The organism is Micromonospora phaseoli, assembly GCF_900109115.1.
Lineage (GTDB): Bacteria > Actinomycetota > Actinomycetes > Mycobacteriales > Micromonosporaceae > Micromonospora > Micromonospora phaseoli.
Genome location: NZ_FNYV01000015.1, coordinates 100,954 through 119,889, shown reverse-complemented (window position 1 = coordinate 119,889; position 18,936 = coordinate 100,954). Strand labels below are relative to the sequence as shown.

The following is an 18,936-nucleotide window of genomic DNA, read 5'->3' as shown; positions in this document are numbered from 1 at the left end:
GCCGCGACCAGGCCCGACGGCTTCCGAGCGTAGTGGCGTTCTCAGCAGACTGTCACGCATGCGGATCCGCTCCACGCCGGACGGGCTGGGGCGGGTCCTGCTTCCGGGGCCGTCCCGCGCTTCCCCCGTGCCGGGGCGGCCCCTTCCCACCGCCGCTGTGGGTGCATCTGTTGAGGCCATAGCGACCACAGATGTACGCCTTGAGGGAGGTCGACATGCGGCCAGGCCGCCCGTACCCCGCCGGCCCCGACGCCCCGCACACCCCGTTGCGGCCGATGTGGTGCTGCCGGGCCGACGGGCAGCCGTGGCCGTGCGGGTCGGCCCGGCTGCTGCTGCGGGCCGAGTACGACCACGACCTGACCGGGCTGTCGATCTACCTTGCCGGCCTGATGTACGAGGCGATGCGCGACCTCTACCACCTCAACCCGCACGACGGCCCCGAGCCCAAGGCGCTGTTCGACCGCTTCCTGGCCTGGGCCCGACCTCGCCGACAGCAGTGCGCGGATCCTGGAAGGTCCGTCGACTAGGGTCGGTGGCATGGTCGCCCACCGCCTGACGCGGGACGAAGCTCGTCGGATCGCGATCGGGGCCCAGCTGCTCGCCGAGCCGCGACCGACCGACCTGGTCGAGGTCGTCGACCGACTGACGATCCTGCAGCTCGACCCGACCGCCGCCATCGCGCCGAGCGCCGATCTGGTGCTGTGGAGCCGGCTCGGCCCGAGCTACCAGCCCGCACACCTGACCCGGGCCATCGAGCCCGACCGGACTCTGGTGGAGACGGTCGCCTACATCCGGCCGCCCCGCGACCTGGCCGCCGTGCTCGCCGAGGCCCGGGCCGCGACCCACCCGTCATTCCGAGCCTGGATCGAGGAGAACGAGTCGTTCCGCCGCGACATCCTGGCGTTGCTGGAGGAGAAGGGCCCGCTGCTGTCCCGGGACATCCCCGACACGAGCGTGGTGCCCTGGCCGTCGTCGGGCTGGACCAACAACCGCAACGTCACCAAGATGCTGGAACTGTTGGCCCGGGACGGGCAGGTGGCGATCTCCGGCCGTAAGGGGCGGCAGCGCCACTGGGATCTGCCCGAGCGGGTCTACCCCGTCGACCTGTCCGAACTCGACCCCGAGGCGGCGGCCCGGCACCGCAACGAGCGTCGGCTCGCGGCACTCGGGATCGCCCGGTCCGGCGGTACCCAGATGCCGGGCGAGTCGCCGTACGTCGGTGACGCGGGGGAGGAGGCCGTCGTCGAGGGCACGCCCGGCACCTGGCGCGTGCATCCGGCGTACGTGGGGCTGCCGTTCGAGGGACGCACGGCGCTGCTCTCACCCTTCGACCGGCTGATCCACGACCGGGTACGCACCGAGCAGCTCTTCGACTTCGAGTACCTGCTGGAGATGTACAAGCCCCGGCAGAAGCGCCGCTGGGGTTACTTCGCCCTGCCCGTGCTCCACCATGATCGACTCGTCGGCAAGCTGGATGCCACCGCCGACCGCAAGGCCGGCACCCTGGTCGTCAACGCCGTGCACGAGGACGTCGCCTTCACCGGGGCGATGACCGCCGAGGTGCGCGCCGAGATCGAGAACCTCGCCGGCTGGCTCGGCCTCACGGTCACCGGCTACTAGGTGTCGTACTCGCCGCTGTCCCACGGTGGGCTGAACGCCATGTAGTCGCCCGGTTCGAGGGTCACCCACCAGGTGTCGTCGTCATCCTCGGGCGCCCTGGGGATCAGCCCGAAGGTGGTGCCGAACCGGTCGACCGAGAACGGCTCGACCTCGATGCGGGTGAAGGTGACCTCGCCGAGCTCGGCCAGCCTGGCCTCGTACGCCGTCCGTCGCGCCTCGCGGTCCATCAGTGCTCTCGAGCCGAAGGTGTCGATCCTCGCCTCCAGGAACCGGCCCTCGGTGTCGAAGAGGTAGCACGCGACGAACTCCTGACCCTCGTCGTTGCCGTAGGCGGGCTCGAACGGGGTGGTGAGGAAGAACTGCCGACCGTCGGCCGTGCGACCCACGTGCTCGGCGTGATAGTCGTCGTGGTCGATGGCTATGCGGCTCGGTGGTCCGGGCTCCATCCGGCTGCTCCTCTCGCGTCCACAAGTGAGCCGTCACGGCCCCACGACAGGCATCATGGCGACCGGGTACGACAGGTTTCACCCAGCGAGTCGGTGACGAGGCGTTCGACGTCGGCCCAGGTAGGTGTGTGCCGACCGTAGGAGGGCACCGGTCGGCGTTGCGGCCCGAAGACGTACTGGTGGGCGACGGTGCCGCGAATCGCGGCGTGCACCTCGGGATGGTCGTCCACGAAGTGGGTCAGCCCGAGTTCGAGGCAGTGCGTCCGCTTGTCGGCCCGGGTGCGACAGAACCGGACGTGGTCGCGGGCAAGGCCGCTGCGCCGGTAGAAGTCGTGGGCGTCGAGCCATCTGCGGGTACGGGCCGCTACCCGCGGGCCGCACTTGGAGACCAGCCACACCCGGCCGTCGAACAGGGCGACGAGGCGGGCGACGGCCTCGACGGCACCGGGTACCTCCGGAGTCGCCAGCATGGTGGCCTCGTCGCCGCTGAAGAATGCGGTGTCGCCGCCGCCCGGATGGTTGGGGCCGTCGATGATGACCCGGCCGATGTCGACGCCGAGTCGCGGAGTGTGATCGTTCATGCGGACCAGGATGCGAGCCCAAACGTCGCTGCGGAACTATTCTTTGGCCACGTCTCTATAGTCGTAGGCTATGGACGGACGGGACCTCCTCGAACCCGACGCACTGCGGTCGTTCGCGGTCTTCGCCGAACACCGCAACTTCACCACCGCCGCGGCCGTGCTGCACATCAGCCAGCCCTCCCTGCACGTGAAGATCCGGAAGCTGTCCGCCGCACTCGGCGCCGAACTCTACGAACGCGACGGCCGCCGACTCACGTTGACCGCCGCCGGCGAACGCCTCGCCGCGTTCGCGCTCGACTCGCGTCGCCGGGCCGACGAGTTCCTGCGGGAACTCCACCAGGACACCGCGCCGACCGTGACCATCGCCGCCGGCCGGGGGGCGCTTCGCTGGGTGATCGCCGAGCCGATCCGGCAGATCGGCCGCCAGGGCCGCCGGGTACATGTGATCACCACGAACCGGGACGGTGCCCTGTCCGCCCTCACCGCCGGTCAGGCCGACCTGGCCGTCATCGCCCACGATCCGCCGGGACGGCAGGTCGAGGCGGTGCAGATCGCCGCGTACCGGCAGGTGCTCGTGATCGACGACGGGCACCCGCTGGCCACCCGCCGGCAGATCCGGCTCCGCGACATCGACGGGCTGGACCTCGTCGTACCGCCGGTCGGGCGAGCGCACCGGCGGGCGCTGGACCGCGCCCTGCTCGACGCGGACGTCACCTGGCAGGTCGCGGCCGAGGTCGACGGCTGGGATCTGCTGGTGCACCTGGTCGCGCTCGGCGTGGGCGCCACCATCGTCAACGGCTGCGTCGAGGTCCCCGACGGCCTGCGCGCGGTCCCGATCCACGGCCTGCCGAAGATCCGGTACTGGGCCGCCTGGCGCCCGCAACGACAGTCGCTGGTGCGGGACCTCCTCGACCAGTTCGGGCACCGTCCGTGACCGACCGGCTCACCTCGACCAGCAAGTTCCTGGCGTACGTGCTGCGGCACCGCCCGGGCGCCGTCGGGATCACTCTCGACCCGGGCGGCTGGATCGAGGTGGACGTCCTGCTCGCGGCGCTGGCGCGGCACCGTCGGCCGGTCGGCCCGGAGTTGCTCGCCCAACTGGTCACCGGCACCGACCGGCAACGGTTCGAGCTGCACGAGGGTCGGATCCGGGCTGCCCAGGGCCACTCGATCCGGGTCGACCTGCAGTTGCAGCCAGCCACGCCGCCGCCGCTGCTCTACCACGGCACCGTCGCCCGCTTCCTGGTCGGCATCGGCGTCGACGGACTCCTGCCGCGCGGCCGTACCCACGTCCACCTCTCCTCCGATCGGCGGACCGCCGCGACGGTCGGCGCCAGACGCGGCGAACCGGTCATCCTCACCGTCGACGCCGCCGGCATGCACCGCGACGGCTTCACCTTCTACCGGGCCGTCAACGGCGTCTGGCTGACCGATCGGGTACCCCCCACCTACCTGGCCACCCCGACCTGACCCCGCCGCCCAACCCGCCGATCGCCCCGGTCCCACCGGATGGATGGGTGGGGTCGGTGGGTGAGGTGGGGGTTCGGGAGAATCGGCGGGTGCCTGTTGAGCTGATCACCGATCCTGGCGACGAGCGGATCGGCGACTACCGTGCGCTGACCGACGTCGAGCTGCGGACCCGCTGGGAGCCGCCGCACGGCCTGTTCATCGCCGAGGGTGAGCTGGTGCTGCGCCGAGCGCTGCGGGCCGGCTACCCGGCCCGGTCGTACCTGGTCGACGCCAAGCGGGTCGACCAGCTCGCCGACCTGGACACCGGCGACGCCCCGGTCTACGCCGCCACGCAGGACGTGCTGCGCTCGGCCACCGGCTTCCACGTGCACCGGGGGGTGCTCGCCTCGTTCCGACGCAAGCCGCTGCCGACCGCCGCCGAGGTGCTGGCCACCGCCGGACGGGTGGTGATCCTCGAAGACGTCAACAACCACACCAACCTGGGTGCCATCTTCCGGGCGGTCGCGGGGCTCGGCGTGGATGCCGTGCTGCTCTCGCCCACCTGCGCCGACCCGCTCTACCGCCGCAGCGTACGGGTCAGCATGGGCGAGGTCTTCGCCGTGCCGTACGCCAAACTGGAGCCCTGGCCGGCGGCCCTGGCGCAGGTGCAGGCGGCCGGCTTCACGGTCCTGGCGCTGACCCCGGCGCTGGACGCAGTGCCCGTTCAGCGGCTCGACCAGGCCCAGCGGGCTCGGGCCGCGCTGCTGCTCGGCGCCGAGGGCGCGGGGCTGACCGGGGCGGCCATGGCGGCCAGCGACGTACGCGTGGTGATCCCGATGCGGCGCGGCGTGGACTCGCTGAACGTCGCTGCCGCCACCGCCGTGGCCTGCTGGGAACTGGGCCGCGACGACCCCTGGTAGCCCGGGCTCGACGTCGCCGTCGAGGCCCGAACCGCACCGCCCACCGGCCGGTGGGCCGAGCTGGCACCTGGCGGGCCGGACGGTCGAGGTTCGCGAAGAGCTGCGGGTACCGTGTCGCCCGTGTTCCCTACCGTCCGTGAGGTCCTGGCGTTGGACCCGGTACGCCACGGCGCTCCGCGCCTGGTCGCCGGCGAGGCCCGGCTGGACCGCCCGGTGCGCTGGGTGCACGTGGCCGAGGTGCCGGACATCGCGACCCTGCTCGGCGGCGGCGAACTGGTGCTCACCACCGGCATCGGGCTGCCCGCCGACGATGCCGGGCTGCGGGCCTTCATCGGCGACCTGGCGGGTGTCGGTGTCTCCGGGCTCGTGGTCGAGCTGGGCCGGCGCTACCTCAGCGGCGTACCCCGGGTGATGGTCGCCACCGCCGAACGCCACGGCCTGCCGTTGGTGGAGCTGCGCCGGGCCACCCCGTTCGTCCGGATCACCGAGGCGGTGCACGCCCTGATCGTGGACGCCCAACTCACCGAGCTGCGGGCCACCGAGGAGATCCACCAGCGGTTCACCGAGCTGTCCGTGGAGGGCGCCGACCCGGGTGAGGTGGTCCGGCAGGCCGCCGAGCTGTCCGGCTGCCCGGTGGTGCTGGAGAACCTGTCCCGCCAGGTGCTCGCGTACGACCCGGCGGGAGAGAACGCCGAGCTGCTGTTGAACGGGTGGGAGCAGCACTCGCGGCGGATCCGGCCGGCCGGCCGCACCGCGTACGACCCGGACAGCGGCTGGCTGGTCACCACGGTGGGCGCCCGGGGTGAGGACTGGGGTCGGCTGCTGCTGCGCTGGCCGGGCGGCGGTGCGCTGAGCCGGCTGGACGGTAATGCGCTGAGCCGGGTGGACGGTAATGCTCTGAGCCGGCTGGACGATGGTGCTCCGAGCCGGGTGGACGGTGTGGTGGTCGGCCCGGTGGTGCCGCCGACCCGCCTGACGATCCTGGTCGAGCGGGCCGCCTCGACGCTGGCCCTGGGGCGGCTCATCCGCCGCGACGAGGAAGGGCTGGAACGGCAGATCCACCGGACCCTGCTCACCGCGCTGCTGGACCGATCCCGTCCGGTGGACGAGGTGGCCCTGCGGGCCCGAGGACTGGGCCTGGTGCTTGAGCGCCGACACCTGGTCGGGGTGGTGATCCGGCACCGCGCCGACGACCCGGCGCCAGACAGTGGCCCGGCCGATGACGCGGGCTCCGGTGGTGATCCCGGTCCGGCTCGGCTGCGGGATCTCGCCGAGTCGGTGGGACAGGCGTTGCGGGAAGCCAACCTGACCGGCCTGACCAGCGCCGTCGACGACCAGGCGGTCGGCGTGTTGCTGGCGCTGCCGGACCCGGCTTCGGAGGAGCGGGCGCTCGCCGCCTTCGCCGCCGCGTTGCGCCGATCCCGCCCCGATCCGCGGCCCACCGGTCCGAGACCCAGCGATCCGCGGCCCGCCGATCTGCGGTCCGCCGAGTTGCGGTCCGTCGATCCGCGGTCCGCCGAGTTGCGGTTCGCCGATCCGGCGCCGGTCCGGTCGGGCAGTGGTGACAAGGGGACCGCGCCGGTCCGGTCGGGCAGTGGTGACAGAGGGACCGCGTCCGGCCGGTCGGCCAGCGGGCTGATCATCGCGGCCGGGTCAGGGGTGGGCAGCCTGCGGGAGGCGGGACGGTCGCTGACCGAGGCACGGCAGGTCGCCGAGGCGGCCCGGCGGGACCGCCGGGAGCTACCGATCTTCCGGCTGCCGCACGTCGGGCTCGCCGGGCTGCTGCACCTGCTGCGGGACGAGCCGCGCCTACAGACGTTCGTCGAACGGGAGTTGGGGACCCTGCTGGCGTACGACGCCCAGCATCCGCGTGAGCAGCTGCTCGGCACCCTGCGGGCGTACCTGGAGCAGGGCCGGAACAAATCGGCGGCGGCCGTCGCCGCCCACCTGTCCCGCCCGGCGTTCTACGAGCGGCTGGCCCGCATCGGCCGGATCCTCGACGTCGACCTCGACTCGGTCGACGCCTGCCTCTCCCTCCACGTCGCCCTCCTAGCCCTAGACACCATCCGCACCCCCTAACACCCCCACCCCCACCCCCCTGCGCGCGTTGATCAAGAAGTTTGCGCCATTTTTGATCTCTGTGCTGACCAAAACTTCTTGATCAACGTGGGCGGGGGCCGGGGGCGCGGGGGCGGGGTGGGGGCGGGGTGGGGGGTTAGGGGGTGAGGGTTTGGAGGGTTTTGGTGTAGGTGGGGGGGATGTGGTGGCCGGCAGTGGCGGGGGTGAAGGTGTCGGAGGTGGCGGCCGTGGCCCAGGCGGTGTCGGGGACCGCCGCGACGAGGGCGCGGACGACGGGGGTGTCGCGCCAGTCTGGCTGCTCGGCGAGCAGGCTCAGCGCCACCACCGACTCCTCCACCTCGCCGACGCACTCGAACGGCTTGTGCCCGTCCACGCCGAGCAACTCGCGGTAGCCGGGGATCTGCGTGGAGTCGGCGAGCAGGTCTCCGCCGAAGATGTGGGTGAGCCGCTCGCGGGGCATGAACGGCGCCATGGCCAGGAAGACGAATCGGCACTTGGGGCAGTCTCGGCACCACCGCTCGCTGGCGTCGCGGAGCTTGAACGCGGCGTTGCAGCTGGTGACCACGTCGTCGTAGCGGTCGATGGTGGCGAAGAGCCGGGCGATGTGCAACTCGGACAGGGGACGCAGCAGCGAGAAGTACGGTTCGGTCAGCCCGGCGTGCTCGGCCAGGGCCGCCCGCAGCAGCCCTTCGGCCTCGATGCCCTTGGACCACTGATGGTTGATCTCGTGGCCGTTCCAGCTCAGGTTCGGGTCCGACGCCGAGCGCTCGTTGGACATCACCACCGGTCCCAGCCCGTGCAGCACCGCGGTGGCGACCGCGATCAGCGAGTTGATCGCGGTCACCGGGATGTGGCCGTTACGGGCGCCGGCCGCGTTCAGCTCGAACAGCACCGGGTCGATGCGGCGTCGGGCCGCGAGCGGGGTGAGCCCGGACGCCTCGTTCACCGCCTTGATCACATGGTTCGGGTTGACCGAGAAGGGCACCGGGTCGAGGCCGGCCCGGCGTAACGCCTCCAGGCTGACGATCGAGTCCTTGCCGCCGCCGACCGCCGACAACGGGCGCCGATCGGAGTTGTCGTACTCGGCGGCGGGCGGCACCCGACCGTCCGGGACCTGCGGGGTCAGCTCCAGCACGTACGGCAGCTGATTGCGGTAGGCGTACTCGGCGAGGCCCTTGGTGTAGACGGCCGTGACGAACTCGACGGCGGCCGGGCCGAGCGGTGCCGGCAGCACCAGCTGCCCCGGCGCGGCGGTCTTGTAGTAGCTGACCCCGGCCACGACGTGCAGCAGCTCGAGCACCCGGCCGAGAGCGGCCACGGCGGCGTCCGACGGCGACTCCTCGGGCACCGGCAACGTGATCACCTCGGTGAACCGTTGCTCACCGTCGCGCCCGGTCAGGGCGTAGTCGAACAACGCCTCGCCGGTGGAGAGGTCGATCGAGTAGGACGGGAAGGTGAAGGCGTCCATCCGCGCCAGCTGCGTGTTGAGCACACGCCATACTAGGCCCTGGTTCGTCCTGCGGTGCCCGGCTCCGCCGGACCGTGCCTGTGCCCATGCCGCTGTCGCACCCGAGGAGAGCTTGTGCGCCTGTCTGACCTGCGCGGACGTAAGGTCGCCGTCTGGGGGGCCGGCCGGGAGGGGCGGGCCGCGGTGATCGCGATCGCCGCCCACGGCCCGGCCGACCTGGTCGCCGTCGACGACAGCGGCAACTTCCTCTCGCTGCCGTGGGACGGGCCGCTGGCGGAGGCCGCCCCGCTGGTCAGCGGTGAGGAGGGCTTCGACCGGCTGGCCGCCGCCGACGTGGTGGTCCGTTCGCCGGGTGTGCCGCAGACCCACCCGTGGCTGGTGGAGCTGCGTCACCGTGGGGCGACCGTCACCCAGGGCACCTCGCTGTGGATGGCCGACCACGGCGAGCGCACCATCGCGGTGACCGGCAGCAAGGGCAAGAGCACCACGTCGAGCCTGATCAGTCACCTGTTGACGGCGGTGGACCGGCCGAACGTCTTCGGCGGCAACATCGGCGTACCGACGCTGGACCTGCCCGAGTCGGAGCTGTACGTGCTGGAGCTGTCCAGCTACCAGTGCAGCGACCTGACCGACTCGCCCCGGGTGGCGGTGGTCACCGCGCTCTTCCCCGAACACCTCGACGCGCACGGCGGCGAGCGGGAGTACTACCGGGACAAACTCAATCTGCTCGCGTACGGCCCGCGCACCGTGGTGGTCAACGGCGCGGACCCGCGGCTGGCGTTCGAGTTGGGCGACCGGGCGGCGGTACGGGCGGGTACGGCCGACTCGGTGAACGTCGCCGCCGGCCCGGACGGCACGCCCTGGTTCCACCGGGTCGACCAGCCGCTCTTCCCGAGGGCGGTGCTGCCGCTGGTGGGTCGGCACAACGAGGGCAACCTCTGCGTGGCGCTGGCCGTGCTCGACACGCTCGGCGTGGACCTGGTCGACCGCAAGGACACGCTGGCCGTGGCGGTCGCCGAGTTCCAGGGGCTGGCCCACCGGCTGACCGAGATCGCCGACCCGTCCGGCCTGACCTTCGTCGACGACACCCTGGCGACCAGCCCGTACGCGGCCATCCACGCCATCGACGCGTACGAGGGGCGGCCGTTGACCGTGATCGTCGGCGGCAGCGACCGGGGTGTCGACTACGGCCCGCTGCGCGATCACCTGGCCGAGCGGGAGCTGACCGTGATCGGTATTCCGGACAGCGGCCCCCGGATCGTGGCCGCGCTCGACGGGTTGCCGAAGGTGCGTACCGAACTGGTCGAGGACCTCACCGAGGCGGTGCAGCTGGCCCGGCAGGTCACCCCGGCCGGCGGGGTGGTGCTGCTGTCGCCGGCCGCACCGAGCTACGGCCGGTTCCGCAACTTCGAACACCGCTCCGAGGTCTTCGCCGAGGCCGTCCGCGCCACCACCCCGGCCTGACCCCGCGCCCCACCCGGGGCCTGCGGTCGATCATGAGGTTGGCGGGTCGGTCCGGCGGATCTGACTCCGTCAGCGTCATGATCAACAGTGCTGGGGAGGGTGGGGTACAGGGCGCGCATCGAGCGGATGGCGGAGCGGATCTCCTGGAGGTAGCGGCCGGGGGTGAGGGTCGGCTCCGGCAACCGGACCAGCTCCGGCAGGGTCGGGTCGACGCCGACCGTCTCGATCTCGCAGCCGTACGGCACCGCCAGGGTGCGTAGCGCGTCGCAGTGCTGGAACGGCACGTAGATCGGCGCGGTGACCAGCAGCACCTCGTCGCCGGGGGCGAGCTGGGCGTGCTCGGCCCAGAACCGTTGGGTGTCGGCGGTGTGTGCGCGGCGGCGCTCCGGTTCGCTCGACGGCGCGGCCAGCACCCGCACCGGCGGTGTCCCGGCCGGACGGTAGGTCCGCGACGACCACGAGTGGTGCGGATGGCCGGCATCGAGCCCGTCGTCGACCTCCGGGACGGACACCCCGAAGCTGCGCCGCACCGCCGCGTCCAGCGCGTCGACCTCCGTGTCGCAGCCGGACACGCCGGCGTCGGCGAGGGTACGCCGCTCGACCTCGGACAGCGGGCGGTAACTACCCAGCACCGCCACCTCGCCGCTGACCTCGACGCCTCCGGTAGCGCCGGTGGCGCCGGCCGGGGCGAGTTGGGCCCCCGGGCCGGCGTGCAGCAGGTGTGCCGCGTACGCCACCCGGCGCAGGCAGGCGTGGGCCAGCCCGCCCAGCACCACCAGGTGCGCGTACCGGAGCTGGGCCGGTGGCCGTGGCCGGACCAGGCCGAGCGCGCTGGCGGCGGCATGGACCTGGGCGGCGGTGGCGTCGTCCAGGTCGGGTTCCCGGGCCTCGGGCCGCTCCCGGCCGGCCCGGAAGTCCCACTGACCGGCGGAGAAGTCGTCCAACCCGGCGAGCACCGTGGCGAGGTCGCCGGCCGGCCAGCGGCCACCGAAGCGGGCCACCAACTCCCGTAGCGGCGCGCTGCCGACCCAACGGGCGATGCCGCTGCTGATCGCGTCGACCCCGCCGTCGGGGGTGCTGTTCGGCAGCGGCACGGACGGGCCGGTGGGCCCGGGCGGTGACACGGGACGCGCGGGCACGCTCGGATCGTACCGACCAGCCGGCGAGCGCGGGCCGGACCCGCCGGTCGTCGGCGCGGCCGGGGGCGTGGTTGCCAGGTCCTACCCTGACGGCAGCTGGCACCAGGAGGTCATCCATGGCCCAACCCCTGCGCCGTACCCGCAGCGGCCGATTCGACAGCCCCGCCGGGGTGGCCCGGCTGCTGGCGCACACCGACCCGGTCGCGTTGATCGGCATCGTGCTGTCGGTCACGCTCTCCGTCACGCTCGACCTGACCGGCGCGGCCGACGGCGTGGAGTCGCTGTTGGCCGGCCTGATGGGCATCACCATCTCGCTGTTGGTGGATTCGATGGCGCGCGCCGAGCGCCGGTTCCACCTGCGGACCCTGCTGGCCGGCCCGCCCTGGCTCGTGCAGGCGCTGCCCGAGCTGGCCGCCGCCGCCCGGGAGGCGATCGACCGGCATCCGGGCACCCGGGTGGCCGACGAGACCCGGCGGCGGGTCGAACGGTTCCAGGCCGATCTCGCCCAGTTGCGCCAGGGACGCGTCATCCGGCCCGGCCCCGACTACCAGGACATGCTCGCCGCGACCAGGGAGTGCGTACGGCAGTTGGAGGCGCTGACCAACGTGCTGCCCCGGCTCGGCTGGTGGCGCAGCGACATCGGCCGGCAGTACTGGACGGAGAACCTGGCGGCGCTGGAGCGTGGCGTGCGGATCACCCGCATCTTCACCTACGCCGAGTTCTCCGAGGAGCTGGCGGAGCTGGTGGCGGAGCAGCGTGCGGCGGGGGTACGGGTGGGTTTGTTGCCGACCGTAGCGGTCCCCGCCGACCTGCACGTCAACCTGATCCGCTGGGACGCGACCGCGTGCTGGACGGCCGGGATGAGCGCGCACGGCGAGATCAACGAGAACCGCTTCTCGGTCAACCCCGCCGATGTGGCCGGGACCGCTGAGACCTTCCAGGCGTGCGTCGTGCTGGCCAAGTTCGACGGCTGAGCAGCTGCGCCGGTGACCGCCCAGGGCGTGCTGCTGGTGACCGCCGTGGTCTGGGCGGTGAGCCTGATCCGCCCGGTGCGGTGGCGGGCCTTCGTCGCCAGCCTGCCGCTGCCGATGTCGGCGGCGCTGCTGGCGACCGGGTACCAGGTGGACGGCGGACAGCTCGTCGGCGTGGTCGGGCTGAACCTGTTCTTCGGCATCGTGCTGCTGACGCACCACCGGCTGCGCTGGCCGATCCTGCTGGCCGATCTGGCGGGCATCGCCGGTTACCTGGCCGTGGCGGCGGCGCTGGGGCCGGTCGCGCTGCCGCTCCTGCCCACGCTGGCCGGCGTCGTGCTCCTCTGGCTGATCGCCGTGCTGGTGTTGGGCCGCTGGGCACCGGCACCCGATCCGGATCCGGTGGTCGCTTCGGAGGCGGCGCGGCTGCCCGCGGCGGTCCGGCTGCTGCTGATCCTCGCCGGGGCGACGCTGACCGGCCTGCTCGGCCAGGTGCTGCGCGGGCTGGTGGTGACCTTCCCGTACGCGGGGGTGCTGGTGGCGGTCGAGGTGCGGCGGGAACTGCCCGAGTTCTGCCGGCACTTCGTCCGTAACAGCTTGGCCCTGATCGGCTTCCTCGCCGGGGTGTACCTGGGGCAGGAGGTCTCCGGCGGGGTCGCTCTGGCGCTGGGCTGGGCGGGCTTCGGGCTGATTGCGGCGGCGTTGCATCTGCCGCCGTACCTGCACGGAAAACGTAGCTCGGCAGCCGTGACAGCTACCGGAAGCGTGGCTGAGCCGGCTTCCGACGACGGAAAGCGTTGACGCACTGTCAACGCTGAGGGGTCACCACCCGACACATTGGCACTTGTCGGCACAGCGATGGTGGTGAAAGCGTTCGGTTACCGCGAACCGAAGGGGCGACGATGACCACCGACGATCTGCTGGCCCGGCACCGGGCCGTGCTCCCGTCCTGGATGCCGCTCTACTACGCCGAGCCGATCGAACTCGTCAGCGGCGAGGGCCGTCGGGTCACCGACGCGCAGGGCCGCACCTACCTGGACTTCTTCGGTGGCGTGCTGACCAACTCGCTCGGCTACGACATCGCCGAGGTGCGGGAGGCGGTGCAGCGGCAGTTGGCCACCGGGATCGTGCACACCTCGACGGTCTACCTGATCCGCCAGCAGGTCGAGTTGGCCGAGAAGGTGGCGACGCTCTCCGGCATCCCCGACGCCCGGGTCTTCTTCACCAGCTCCGGCACCGAGGCCAACGAGGCGGCGCTGCTGGTCGCCACCAACTATCGCCGCTCGCACCAGATCCTCGCGGTGCGCAACAGCTACCACGGCCGGACGTACGCGACCATGGGGGTGACCGGCAACCGCAACTGGTCGCCGACCGCGCTCAACCCGTTGCAGGTGGCCTGGTTGCACTCGGGCGAGCGGCTCCGTGGTCTGCTGGCCCGGCTGCCCGAGGCCGACCGGATCGACGCCGCGGTGGAGGACCTGCGCGAGGTGCTGGCCACGCAGACCAGCGGGGAGGTGGCCTGCCTGATCGCCGAGCCGATCCAGGGGGTGGGCGGCTTCGTGCACGGCCCCGACGGCCTGCTCGCCGGTTGGAAGAAGGTCCTCGACGAGCACGGCATCCTGCTCATCTCCGACGAGGTGCAGACCGGTTGGGGGCGGACCGGGGAGCACTTCTGGGGCTACCAGGCGCACGGCGTCACGCCGGATCTGATCACCTTCGCCAAGGGCATCGGCAACGGATTCGCGCTGGCCGGCGTGGTGGGCCGCGCGGAGGTGCTGGAGTCGGTGCAGGGGATCAGCTTCTCCACCTTCGGCGGCAACCCGCTCTGCACCGCGGCCGGCAACGCGGTCCTGGACTACCTGCTGGAACACGACCTGCAGGCGAACGCCGCCCGGGTCGGCGCGATCCTCGGCGACGGGCTGCGCGACGCGGTCGCCGGCCTCGACCGGGTCGGTGAGGTGCGCGGCAAGGGCCTGATGCTCGGTGTGGAGTTCGTGCACCCCGGTACCGGCGAGCCGGACCCGGCGCTGGCCACGCGGGTCTTCGAGGCGTGCCGGGCGGGCGGCCTGTTGACCGGCAAGGGCGGGTTGTACGGCAACGTGCTGCGGATGGGGCCGCCGTTGACGCTGACCGAGGAGGAGGCCCGCGAGGGGCTGGCCATCCTGGTCGAGGCGATCCGTTCCTGCGCGGCGGGGCTGCCGGCGTGAACCTCATCGGGCACTTCGTGGACGGCAAGCGGGTCGGCGGCACCTCCAGCCGGTGGGGGGACGTCTTCGATCCGGCCACCGGTCTGCGTACCGGTGCGGTGGAGTTGGCCAGTGCCGCGGACGTCGCGGTCGCGGTGCAGGCCGCCGAGCGCGCGGCTCGCACCTGGCGGAACGCGTCGCTGGCGAGGCGGACGGCGGTGCTGTTCGCCTTTCGCGAGCTGGTCAACTCCCGCCGCGACCAACTGGCCGAGGTGATCACCGCCGAGCACGGCAAGGTGCTCGCCGACGCCGCCGGCGAGGTGCAGCGCGGGCTGGAGGTCATCGAGTACGCGTGCGGCATCCCGTCGGCGCTGCGTGGCGGCTTCAGTGAGAACGTCTCCACCGAGGTCGACTCGTACAGCCTGCGGCAGCCGCTCGGCGTGGTCGCGGTGATCAGCCCGTTCAACTTCCCGGTGATGGTGCCGCTGTGGTTCGTCCCGGTGGCGGTGGCCGCCGGCAACGCCGTGGTGCTCAAGCCGAGCGAGAAGGATCCGAGCGCGGCCCTGCTGCTGGCCGAGTGGTTCGCCGAGGCCGGCCTGCCCGACGGGGTGCTGAACGTGGTCAACGGTGACGCCGAGGCGGTCGACGCGCTGCTGGACCATCCGGCGGTCAGGGCGGTGTCGTTCGTCGGCTCGACCCCGGTAGCGCGGCACGTCTACCAGCGCGGCACGGCGACCGGTAAGCGGGTGCAGGCGCTCGGCGGGGCGAAGAACCACATGGTGGTGCTGCCCGACGCCGACCTCGACCTCGCCGCCGACGCGGCGGTCAACGCCGGGTTCGGCTCGGCGGGGGAGCGGTGCATGGCGATCTCGGCGCTGGTCGCCGTGGAACCGGTCGCCGACGAGTTGGTGGCGCGGATCGCCCAGCGGATGGCCGGGCTGCGCACCGGTGACGGGCGGCGCGGCTGTGACATGGGCCCGCTGGTCACCGCCGCGCACGCGGCGAAGGTCCGCTCCTATGTGGCGGCGGGCGTACGGGCCGGCGCGGTGCCGGTGGTGGACGGCCGGGACGTGGAGCCCGACGGCGACCCGGACGGCTTCTGGCTCGGACCGACCCTGTTCGACCACGTCACCCCGGAGATGTCGATCTACACCGACGAGATCTTCGGGCCGGTGCTGTCGGTGCTGCGCGTCGGCTCGTACGACGAGGCGGTGGAGCTGGTCAACGCCAGCCCGTACGGCAACGGCACGGCGATCTTCACCAACGACGGTGGTGCCGCCCGGCGCTTCCAGCACGAGGTGGAGGTCGGCATGGTCGGCATCAACGTGCCGATCCCGGTGCCGATGGCGTACTACTCGTTCGGCGGCTGGAAGTCGTCGCTCTTCGGCGACCTGCACGCGCACGGCGCCGACGGCGTCGCGTTCTTCACCCGGGGCAAGGTGGTCACCAGCCGGTGGCTGGATCCGCGACACGGCGGGGTCAACCTCGGCTTCCCCACCCAGACCTGAGCAGCCGCAGGGTGCCTGCGCCGGCCAGGTAGAGCACCAGCGCGGCGACCGGCAGCCCGAGCGGCTCGGGTGAGGTTTTCGCCGCCGTGGCATTGGCCGCCAGGGCGTAGATGACGGCGGCGAAGCCGGCGACGGTGAGCACGGCGCGGGTGACCGCCCGGCCGGCCGGCCGTCCGTCTCCCCGCGGGCGGCCGGCGTCGCCGGCCCGGTCCGGGCGCTGCCTCACCGGTGTGCGGCCGGTGCGCTCCGGTCCCGGCCGCCGTGGCGCGGTGGAGCGGCCGGTGCGGGCCTCGATCGGGCCGAAGATGGCGACCAGTCCGGCCAGCACCACGGTCAGCATCAGCACCCAGGGCAGGCGCCAGGCCCACCAGGGCGCCGAGCCCGCCTCCGGGGTGGGCAGCACGCCGAGCCCGTGCAGCGCGCCGATCAGCAGCACCACCGCGCTCAGGTGCCACAGGAACACGGTCAGCACGACCGAGTTGACGGCGATCACCGCCTGCCATGGTCGGCTGCGGTGCAGCCAACGCTCCGCCCGGTCCCGTAGCAGCAGGATCAGCCCGAGCTGGGCGGTGGCGACGGCCAGCAACGCCACGCTCGGTGGTGCGGCGTTGGCCAGCCGCTGCCCCGGCAGGTTGATCATGCTTACCGGGTACGGGCCGGGGCCGGTGAGCAGCACCGCCACGGCGAGCCCGCCGACGAGCATCGCCCACGCGGCGTGGGTCGACATCGGCAGGCACCGGGTCCGGAGTCCGAGGCGCCCGCCGCCGGACGGTGAGGTGTCGACCCGGGAGGTGTCGGCCGGGATGGTGCCGGGCGGGTGGCAGTCGGCCTGGCGGGCGTCGTACCAGGCGAAGCCGACCTGGTGGACGGCCAGCCAGCCGAGCAGGTAGCCGGGCAGCGCCAGCTCGGCCGGTCCGAGCGCGCGGCCCAGGTCGCCGGCGGCCACCAGCAGCACCAGGACCAGCGGCACCAGCAGCCCGAAGCGGCGGTGCAACGCGTACATGAGCGGGGTCAGTGGCACCACCGCGAGGTAGGCGGCGAGAAACCACAGCGGGATGGTGGCGAACCAGACGACCGGGCGGACCTGGCTCGGCTCGGCTCCGGCCAGCCGGGCGATCAGCGCGCCCGCGGCGAGCACCAGGATCAGCGCGGTGGTCGGGCGCAGCAGTCGGGCGCTGCGGCCGAGCAGCCAACCGGCCGCGTCGCCGCCCCGGCCGCGATGCGTGGCCAGCGAGGCGGCGTTGGCGTAGCCGCCGACCAGGAAGAACACGGGCATGACCTGGACGGCCCAGGTCAGTGGGTAGGCCCAGGGGATCGCGGTCAGGGCCGAGTGGCCGTCGGGGCGTCCGTGTTCGTCGTAGTAGACGACCGCGATCGTCCAGTGGCCGAGGATGACCAGCACGATGGCCAGCGCCCGGAGCAGGTCGAGATAGCGCTCGCGACCCGCCGGTGTCCGGGCGGCGAGTCGGGCCAGGCGGCGCATGGTCCGAGCGTATGCGAGCCACGGGCGACGGCCGGCGGTGATAACGGTTCGGGCCCCGGTCTTGAAGTCCGCGCCCCGCTGACGTAGAAATTCTTCAGTAACACAATACGAAGTGAAGACAAGTTCCCCCACGCCTCGACCGGCGGCCGCCACCCCCCTCGCGGCGACCGCCCTGGCCCGGATCCGAGGAGAGCGACATGAACAGGCGCGACATCCTGCGACGTACCGCTGCCGCCGGCCTGCTGGCCACCCCCGCCGCCGGGCTGCTCACCGGCTGCGCCACCAGCGGTGGCGGTGACGACGCAGGCGAGAGCTACCGGGGAACCAAGAGCGAGGCGAACCCGTTGGGCGTCGCCGAGGACGCGCCGCTGGAAGTGGTGATCTTCAACGGCGGGTTCGGTGAGGAGTACGCCAAAGCCCATCAGGCCATGTACACCGAGAAGTACCCGCAGGCGAAGATCAACCACTCGGCGACCCAGGAGATCAGCAAGACGTTGCAGCCGCGATTCGTCGACGGCACTCCGCCCGACGTGGTCAACAACTCCGGCGCCGGCCAGATCGACTTCAACGGGCTGGTCTCCCAGAACGCCCTGGCCGACCTGGGTGAGCTGCTCGACGCGCCGAGCCTCGACATCCCCGGCCAGACCGTGCGGGAGACCCTGCTGCCCGGCGCGGTCGAGGTCGGCTCGTACGACGGCCGGTTCCTGGTGATGAACTACACCTACACCGTCTACGGCATCTGGCACTCCACCAAGCTCTTCGCCGACCGGGGCTGGGCCTACGCGACGACCTGGGACGAGCACATCGCGCTGTGCCGGCAGATCAAGGCCGCCGGCATCGCCCCCTGGACGTACGCCGGGATCCACCCCCGCTACATGAGCTGGCCGCTGATCTCGACGGCCATCAAGTTCGGCGGACCCGAGGTCGCCACCGCCATCGACAACCTGGAGCCGAACGCCTGGCGCTCCGAGGCGATGCGGATGGCGGCCGACGCCTGGCACCAGATCGTCAAGGACCGCTACATCCTGGAGGGCTCACCGGGCCTGGACCACAAGCAGTCGCAGACCGCCTGGTGCCAGGGCAAGGCCGCGTTCGTCTCGTGCGGTTCCTGGCTGGAGAGCGAGCAGGCCGACGTGACCCCGGCCGGCTTCGACATGACCGTGCAGCCCACCCCACGCCTGGGCGCCGGCGACAAGCTGCCGTACGAGGCGATCCGGGGCACCGCCGGAGAGCCGTTCATGGTGCCGGCCAAGGCGAAGAACATCGCGGGTGGGCTGGAGTACTTCCGGACGATGCTGTCCCGACGGGGCGCGCAGGACTTCACCCGCAAGGTCGCCAGCCTGACCGTGGTGGCCGGCGCCACCGAGGGCGTGCAGCTGCCGTACGGGTTGACCACCGTGGTCAAGGCGCTGGACGCCTCCGGCGCCAACGGCTTCAACTGGGTCTACAACAACTACTATCGCAAGCTCGAGCGCAACCTCGTCGACGCCGCCTGCGGCGAGTTCTTCAGCGGGCGGGTCGGGCCGGCGGAGTTCCTGGACCAGTGCCAGAAGGGCGCCGACTCGATCGCCCAGGACAGCTCGATCACCAAGTACAAGCGGGCCGCCTGAACCGGGGAACCA

Annotated in this window: 17 protein-coding genes; 12 read left to right on the top strand and 5 right to left on the bottom strand. The window is 72.3% G+C overall.

Annotation, left to right across the window (positions count from 1 at the left end; all coding sequences use genetic code 11):
• Nucleotides 1-191 precede the first annotated feature (191 nt).
• The gene (locus BMY89_RS27350; RefSeq protein ID WP_092382970.1) at nucleotides 192-527 is read left to right on the top strand and encodes a hypothetical protein; all 336 of its coding nucleotides are present in this window, start codon (nucleotides 192-194) and stop codon (nucleotides 525-527) included.
• Between the two features lie 10 nt (nucleotides 528-537).
• Nucleotides 538-1,620, top strand: coding sequence for a DNA glycosylase AlkZ-like family protein (locus BMY89_RS27345; RefSeq protein WP_092382968.1), 1,083 nt, complete (start codon nucleotides 538-540; stop codon nucleotides 1,618-1,620).
• Here BMY89_RS27345 and BMY89_RS27340 read toward each other — a convergent pair.
• Both BMY89_RS27340 and BMY89_RS27335 read right to left on the bottom strand, forming a co-directional pair.
• Entirely contained in the window at nucleotides 1,617-2,066 is a 450-nt protein-coding gene (locus tag BMY89_RS27340) for a hypothetical protein (protein ID WP_092382966.1), read from the bottom strand. The two genes, BMY89_RS27345 and BMY89_RS27340, sit on opposite strands and share 4 nt — an antisense overlap.
• Nucleotides 2,067-2,119: 53 nt before the next feature.
• Nucleotides 2,120-2,647, bottom strand: coding sequence for a hypothetical protein (locus BMY89_RS27335; RefSeq protein WP_092382964.1), 528 nt, complete (start codon nucleotides 2,645-2,647; stop codon nucleotides 2,120-2,122).
• Nucleotides 2,648-2,717: 70 nt separating this feature from the next.
• Between BMY89_RS27335 and BMY89_RS27330 the strand changes: the two genes are divergently transcribed.
• The 4 genes from BMY89_RS27330 (at nucleotide 2,718) to BMY89_RS27315 (ending at nucleotide 7,095) form a co-directional block, all read left to right on the top strand.
• Nucleotides 2,718-3,581 (top strand): LysR family transcriptional regulator, encoded by an 864-nt coding sequence (locus BMY89_RS27330; RefSeq protein WP_092382962.1) that lies wholly within the window; start codon nucleotides 2,718-2,720, stop codon nucleotides 3,579-3,581.
• The gene (locus tag BMY89_RS27325) at nucleotides 3,578-4,117 is read left to right on the top strand and encodes an RNA 2'-phosphotransferase (protein ID WP_092382960.1); all 540 of its coding nucleotides are present in this window, start codon (nucleotides 3,578-3,580) and stop codon (nucleotides 4,115-4,117) included. The genes BMY89_RS27330 and BMY89_RS27325 overlap by 4 nt, the downstream gene beginning before the upstream one ends.
• 20 nt (nucleotides 4,118-4,137) lie before the next feature.
• Entirely contained in the window at nucleotides 4,138-5,016 is an 879-nt protein-coding gene (locus BMY89_RS27320) for a TrmH family RNA methyltransferase (RefSeq protein ID WP_372433336.1), read from the top strand.
• A 120-nt stretch (nucleotides 5,017-5,136) separates the two neighbouring features.
• Nucleotides 5,137-7,095: a PucR family transcriptional regulator gene (locus BMY89_RS27315; protein WP_443673924.1), complete on the top strand. Its 1,959-nt coding sequence runs from the start codon at nucleotides 5,137-5,139 to the stop codon at nucleotides 7,093-7,095.
• A gap of 136 nt (nucleotides 7,096-7,231) precedes the next feature.
• Here the strand turns inward: BMY89_RS27315 and BMY89_RS27310 are convergent, their stop codons facing one another.
• Complete coding sequence (locus tag BMY89_RS27310) at nucleotides 7,232-8,587, bottom strand: MurL-like N-terminal domain-containing (RefSeq protein WP_092382954.1); 1,356 nt, start codon at nucleotides 8,585-8,587, stop codon at nucleotides 7,232-7,234.
• 90 nt (nucleotides 8,588-8,677) lie between these two features.
• On the opposite strand from BMY89_RS27310, the gene murD reads away from it, so the two are divergent.
• The gene (gene murD / locus BMY89_RS27305; protein WP_092382952.1) at nucleotides 8,678-10,027 is read left to right on the top strand and encodes a UDP-N-acetylmuramoyl-L-alanine--D-glutamate ligase; all 1,350 of its coding nucleotides are present in this window, start codon (nucleotides 8,678-8,680) and stop codon (nucleotides 10,025-10,027) included.
• On the opposite strand, the gene BMY89_RS27300 is transcribed toward murD, so the two are convergent.
• Entirely contained in the window at nucleotides 9,952-11,166 is a 1,215-nt protein-coding gene (locus BMY89_RS27300; RefSeq protein ID WP_232521572.1) for a hypothetical protein, read from the bottom strand. The two genes, murD and BMY89_RS27300, sit on opposite strands and share 76 nt — an antisense overlap.
• A 116-nt stretch (nucleotides 11,167-11,282) precedes the next feature.
• On the opposite strand from BMY89_RS27300, the gene BMY89_RS27295 reads away from it, so the two are divergent.
• The 4 genes from BMY89_RS27295 (at nucleotide 11,283) to BMY89_RS27280 (ending at nucleotide 15,831) form a co-directional block, all read left to right on the top strand.
• Nucleotides 11,283-12,140 carry a hypothetical protein gene (locus BMY89_RS27295; RefSeq protein ID WP_092382950.1) on the top strand — a complete coding sequence of 286 codons (858 nt, stop codon included), beginning with the start codon at nucleotides 11,283-11,285 and terminating at the stop codon, nucleotides 12,138-12,140.
• 12 nt (nucleotides 12,141-12,152) lie between these two features.
• Complete coding sequence (locus tag BMY89_RS27290; RefSeq protein WP_092382949.1) at nucleotides 12,153-12,938, top strand: hypothetical protein; 786 nt, start codon at nucleotides 12,153-12,155, stop codon at nucleotides 12,936-12,938.
• A gap of 101 nt (nucleotides 12,939-13,039) precedes the next feature.
• Nucleotides 13,040-14,344: an aspartate aminotransferase family protein gene (locus BMY89_RS27285; protein WP_092382947.1), complete on the top strand. Its 1,305-nt coding sequence runs from the start codon at nucleotides 13,040-13,042 to the stop codon at nucleotides 14,342-14,344.
• A complete protein-coding gene (locus tag BMY89_RS27280) occupies nucleotides 14,341-15,831 on the top strand; it encodes a CoA-acylating methylmalonate-semialdehyde dehydrogenase (RefSeq protein WP_092382945.1) in 1,491 nt (496 codons plus the stop codon). The genes BMY89_RS27285 and BMY89_RS27280 overlap by 4 nt, the downstream gene beginning before the upstream one ends.
• Here the strand turns inward: BMY89_RS27280 and BMY89_RS27275 are convergent.
• Complete coding sequence (locus BMY89_RS27275) at nucleotides 15,803-17,314, bottom strand: acyltransferase family protein (RefSeq protein ID WP_092382943.1); 1,512 nt, start codon at nucleotides 17,312-17,314, stop codon at nucleotides 15,803-15,805. The genes BMY89_RS27280 and BMY89_RS27275 overlap by 29 nt on opposite strands.
• A 197-nt stretch (nucleotides 17,315-17,511) precedes the next feature.
• Between BMY89_RS27275 and ngcE the strand changes: the two genes are divergently transcribed.
• Nucleotides 17,512-18,924: an N-acetylglucosamine/diacetylchitobiose ABC transporter substrate-binding protein gene (gene ngcE / locus BMY89_RS27270; protein WP_092382941.1), complete on the top strand. Its 1,413-nt coding sequence runs from the start codon at nucleotides 17,512-17,514 to the stop codon at nucleotides 18,922-18,924.
• The last annotated feature ends 12 nt before the right edge of the window (nucleotides 18,925-18,936 follow it).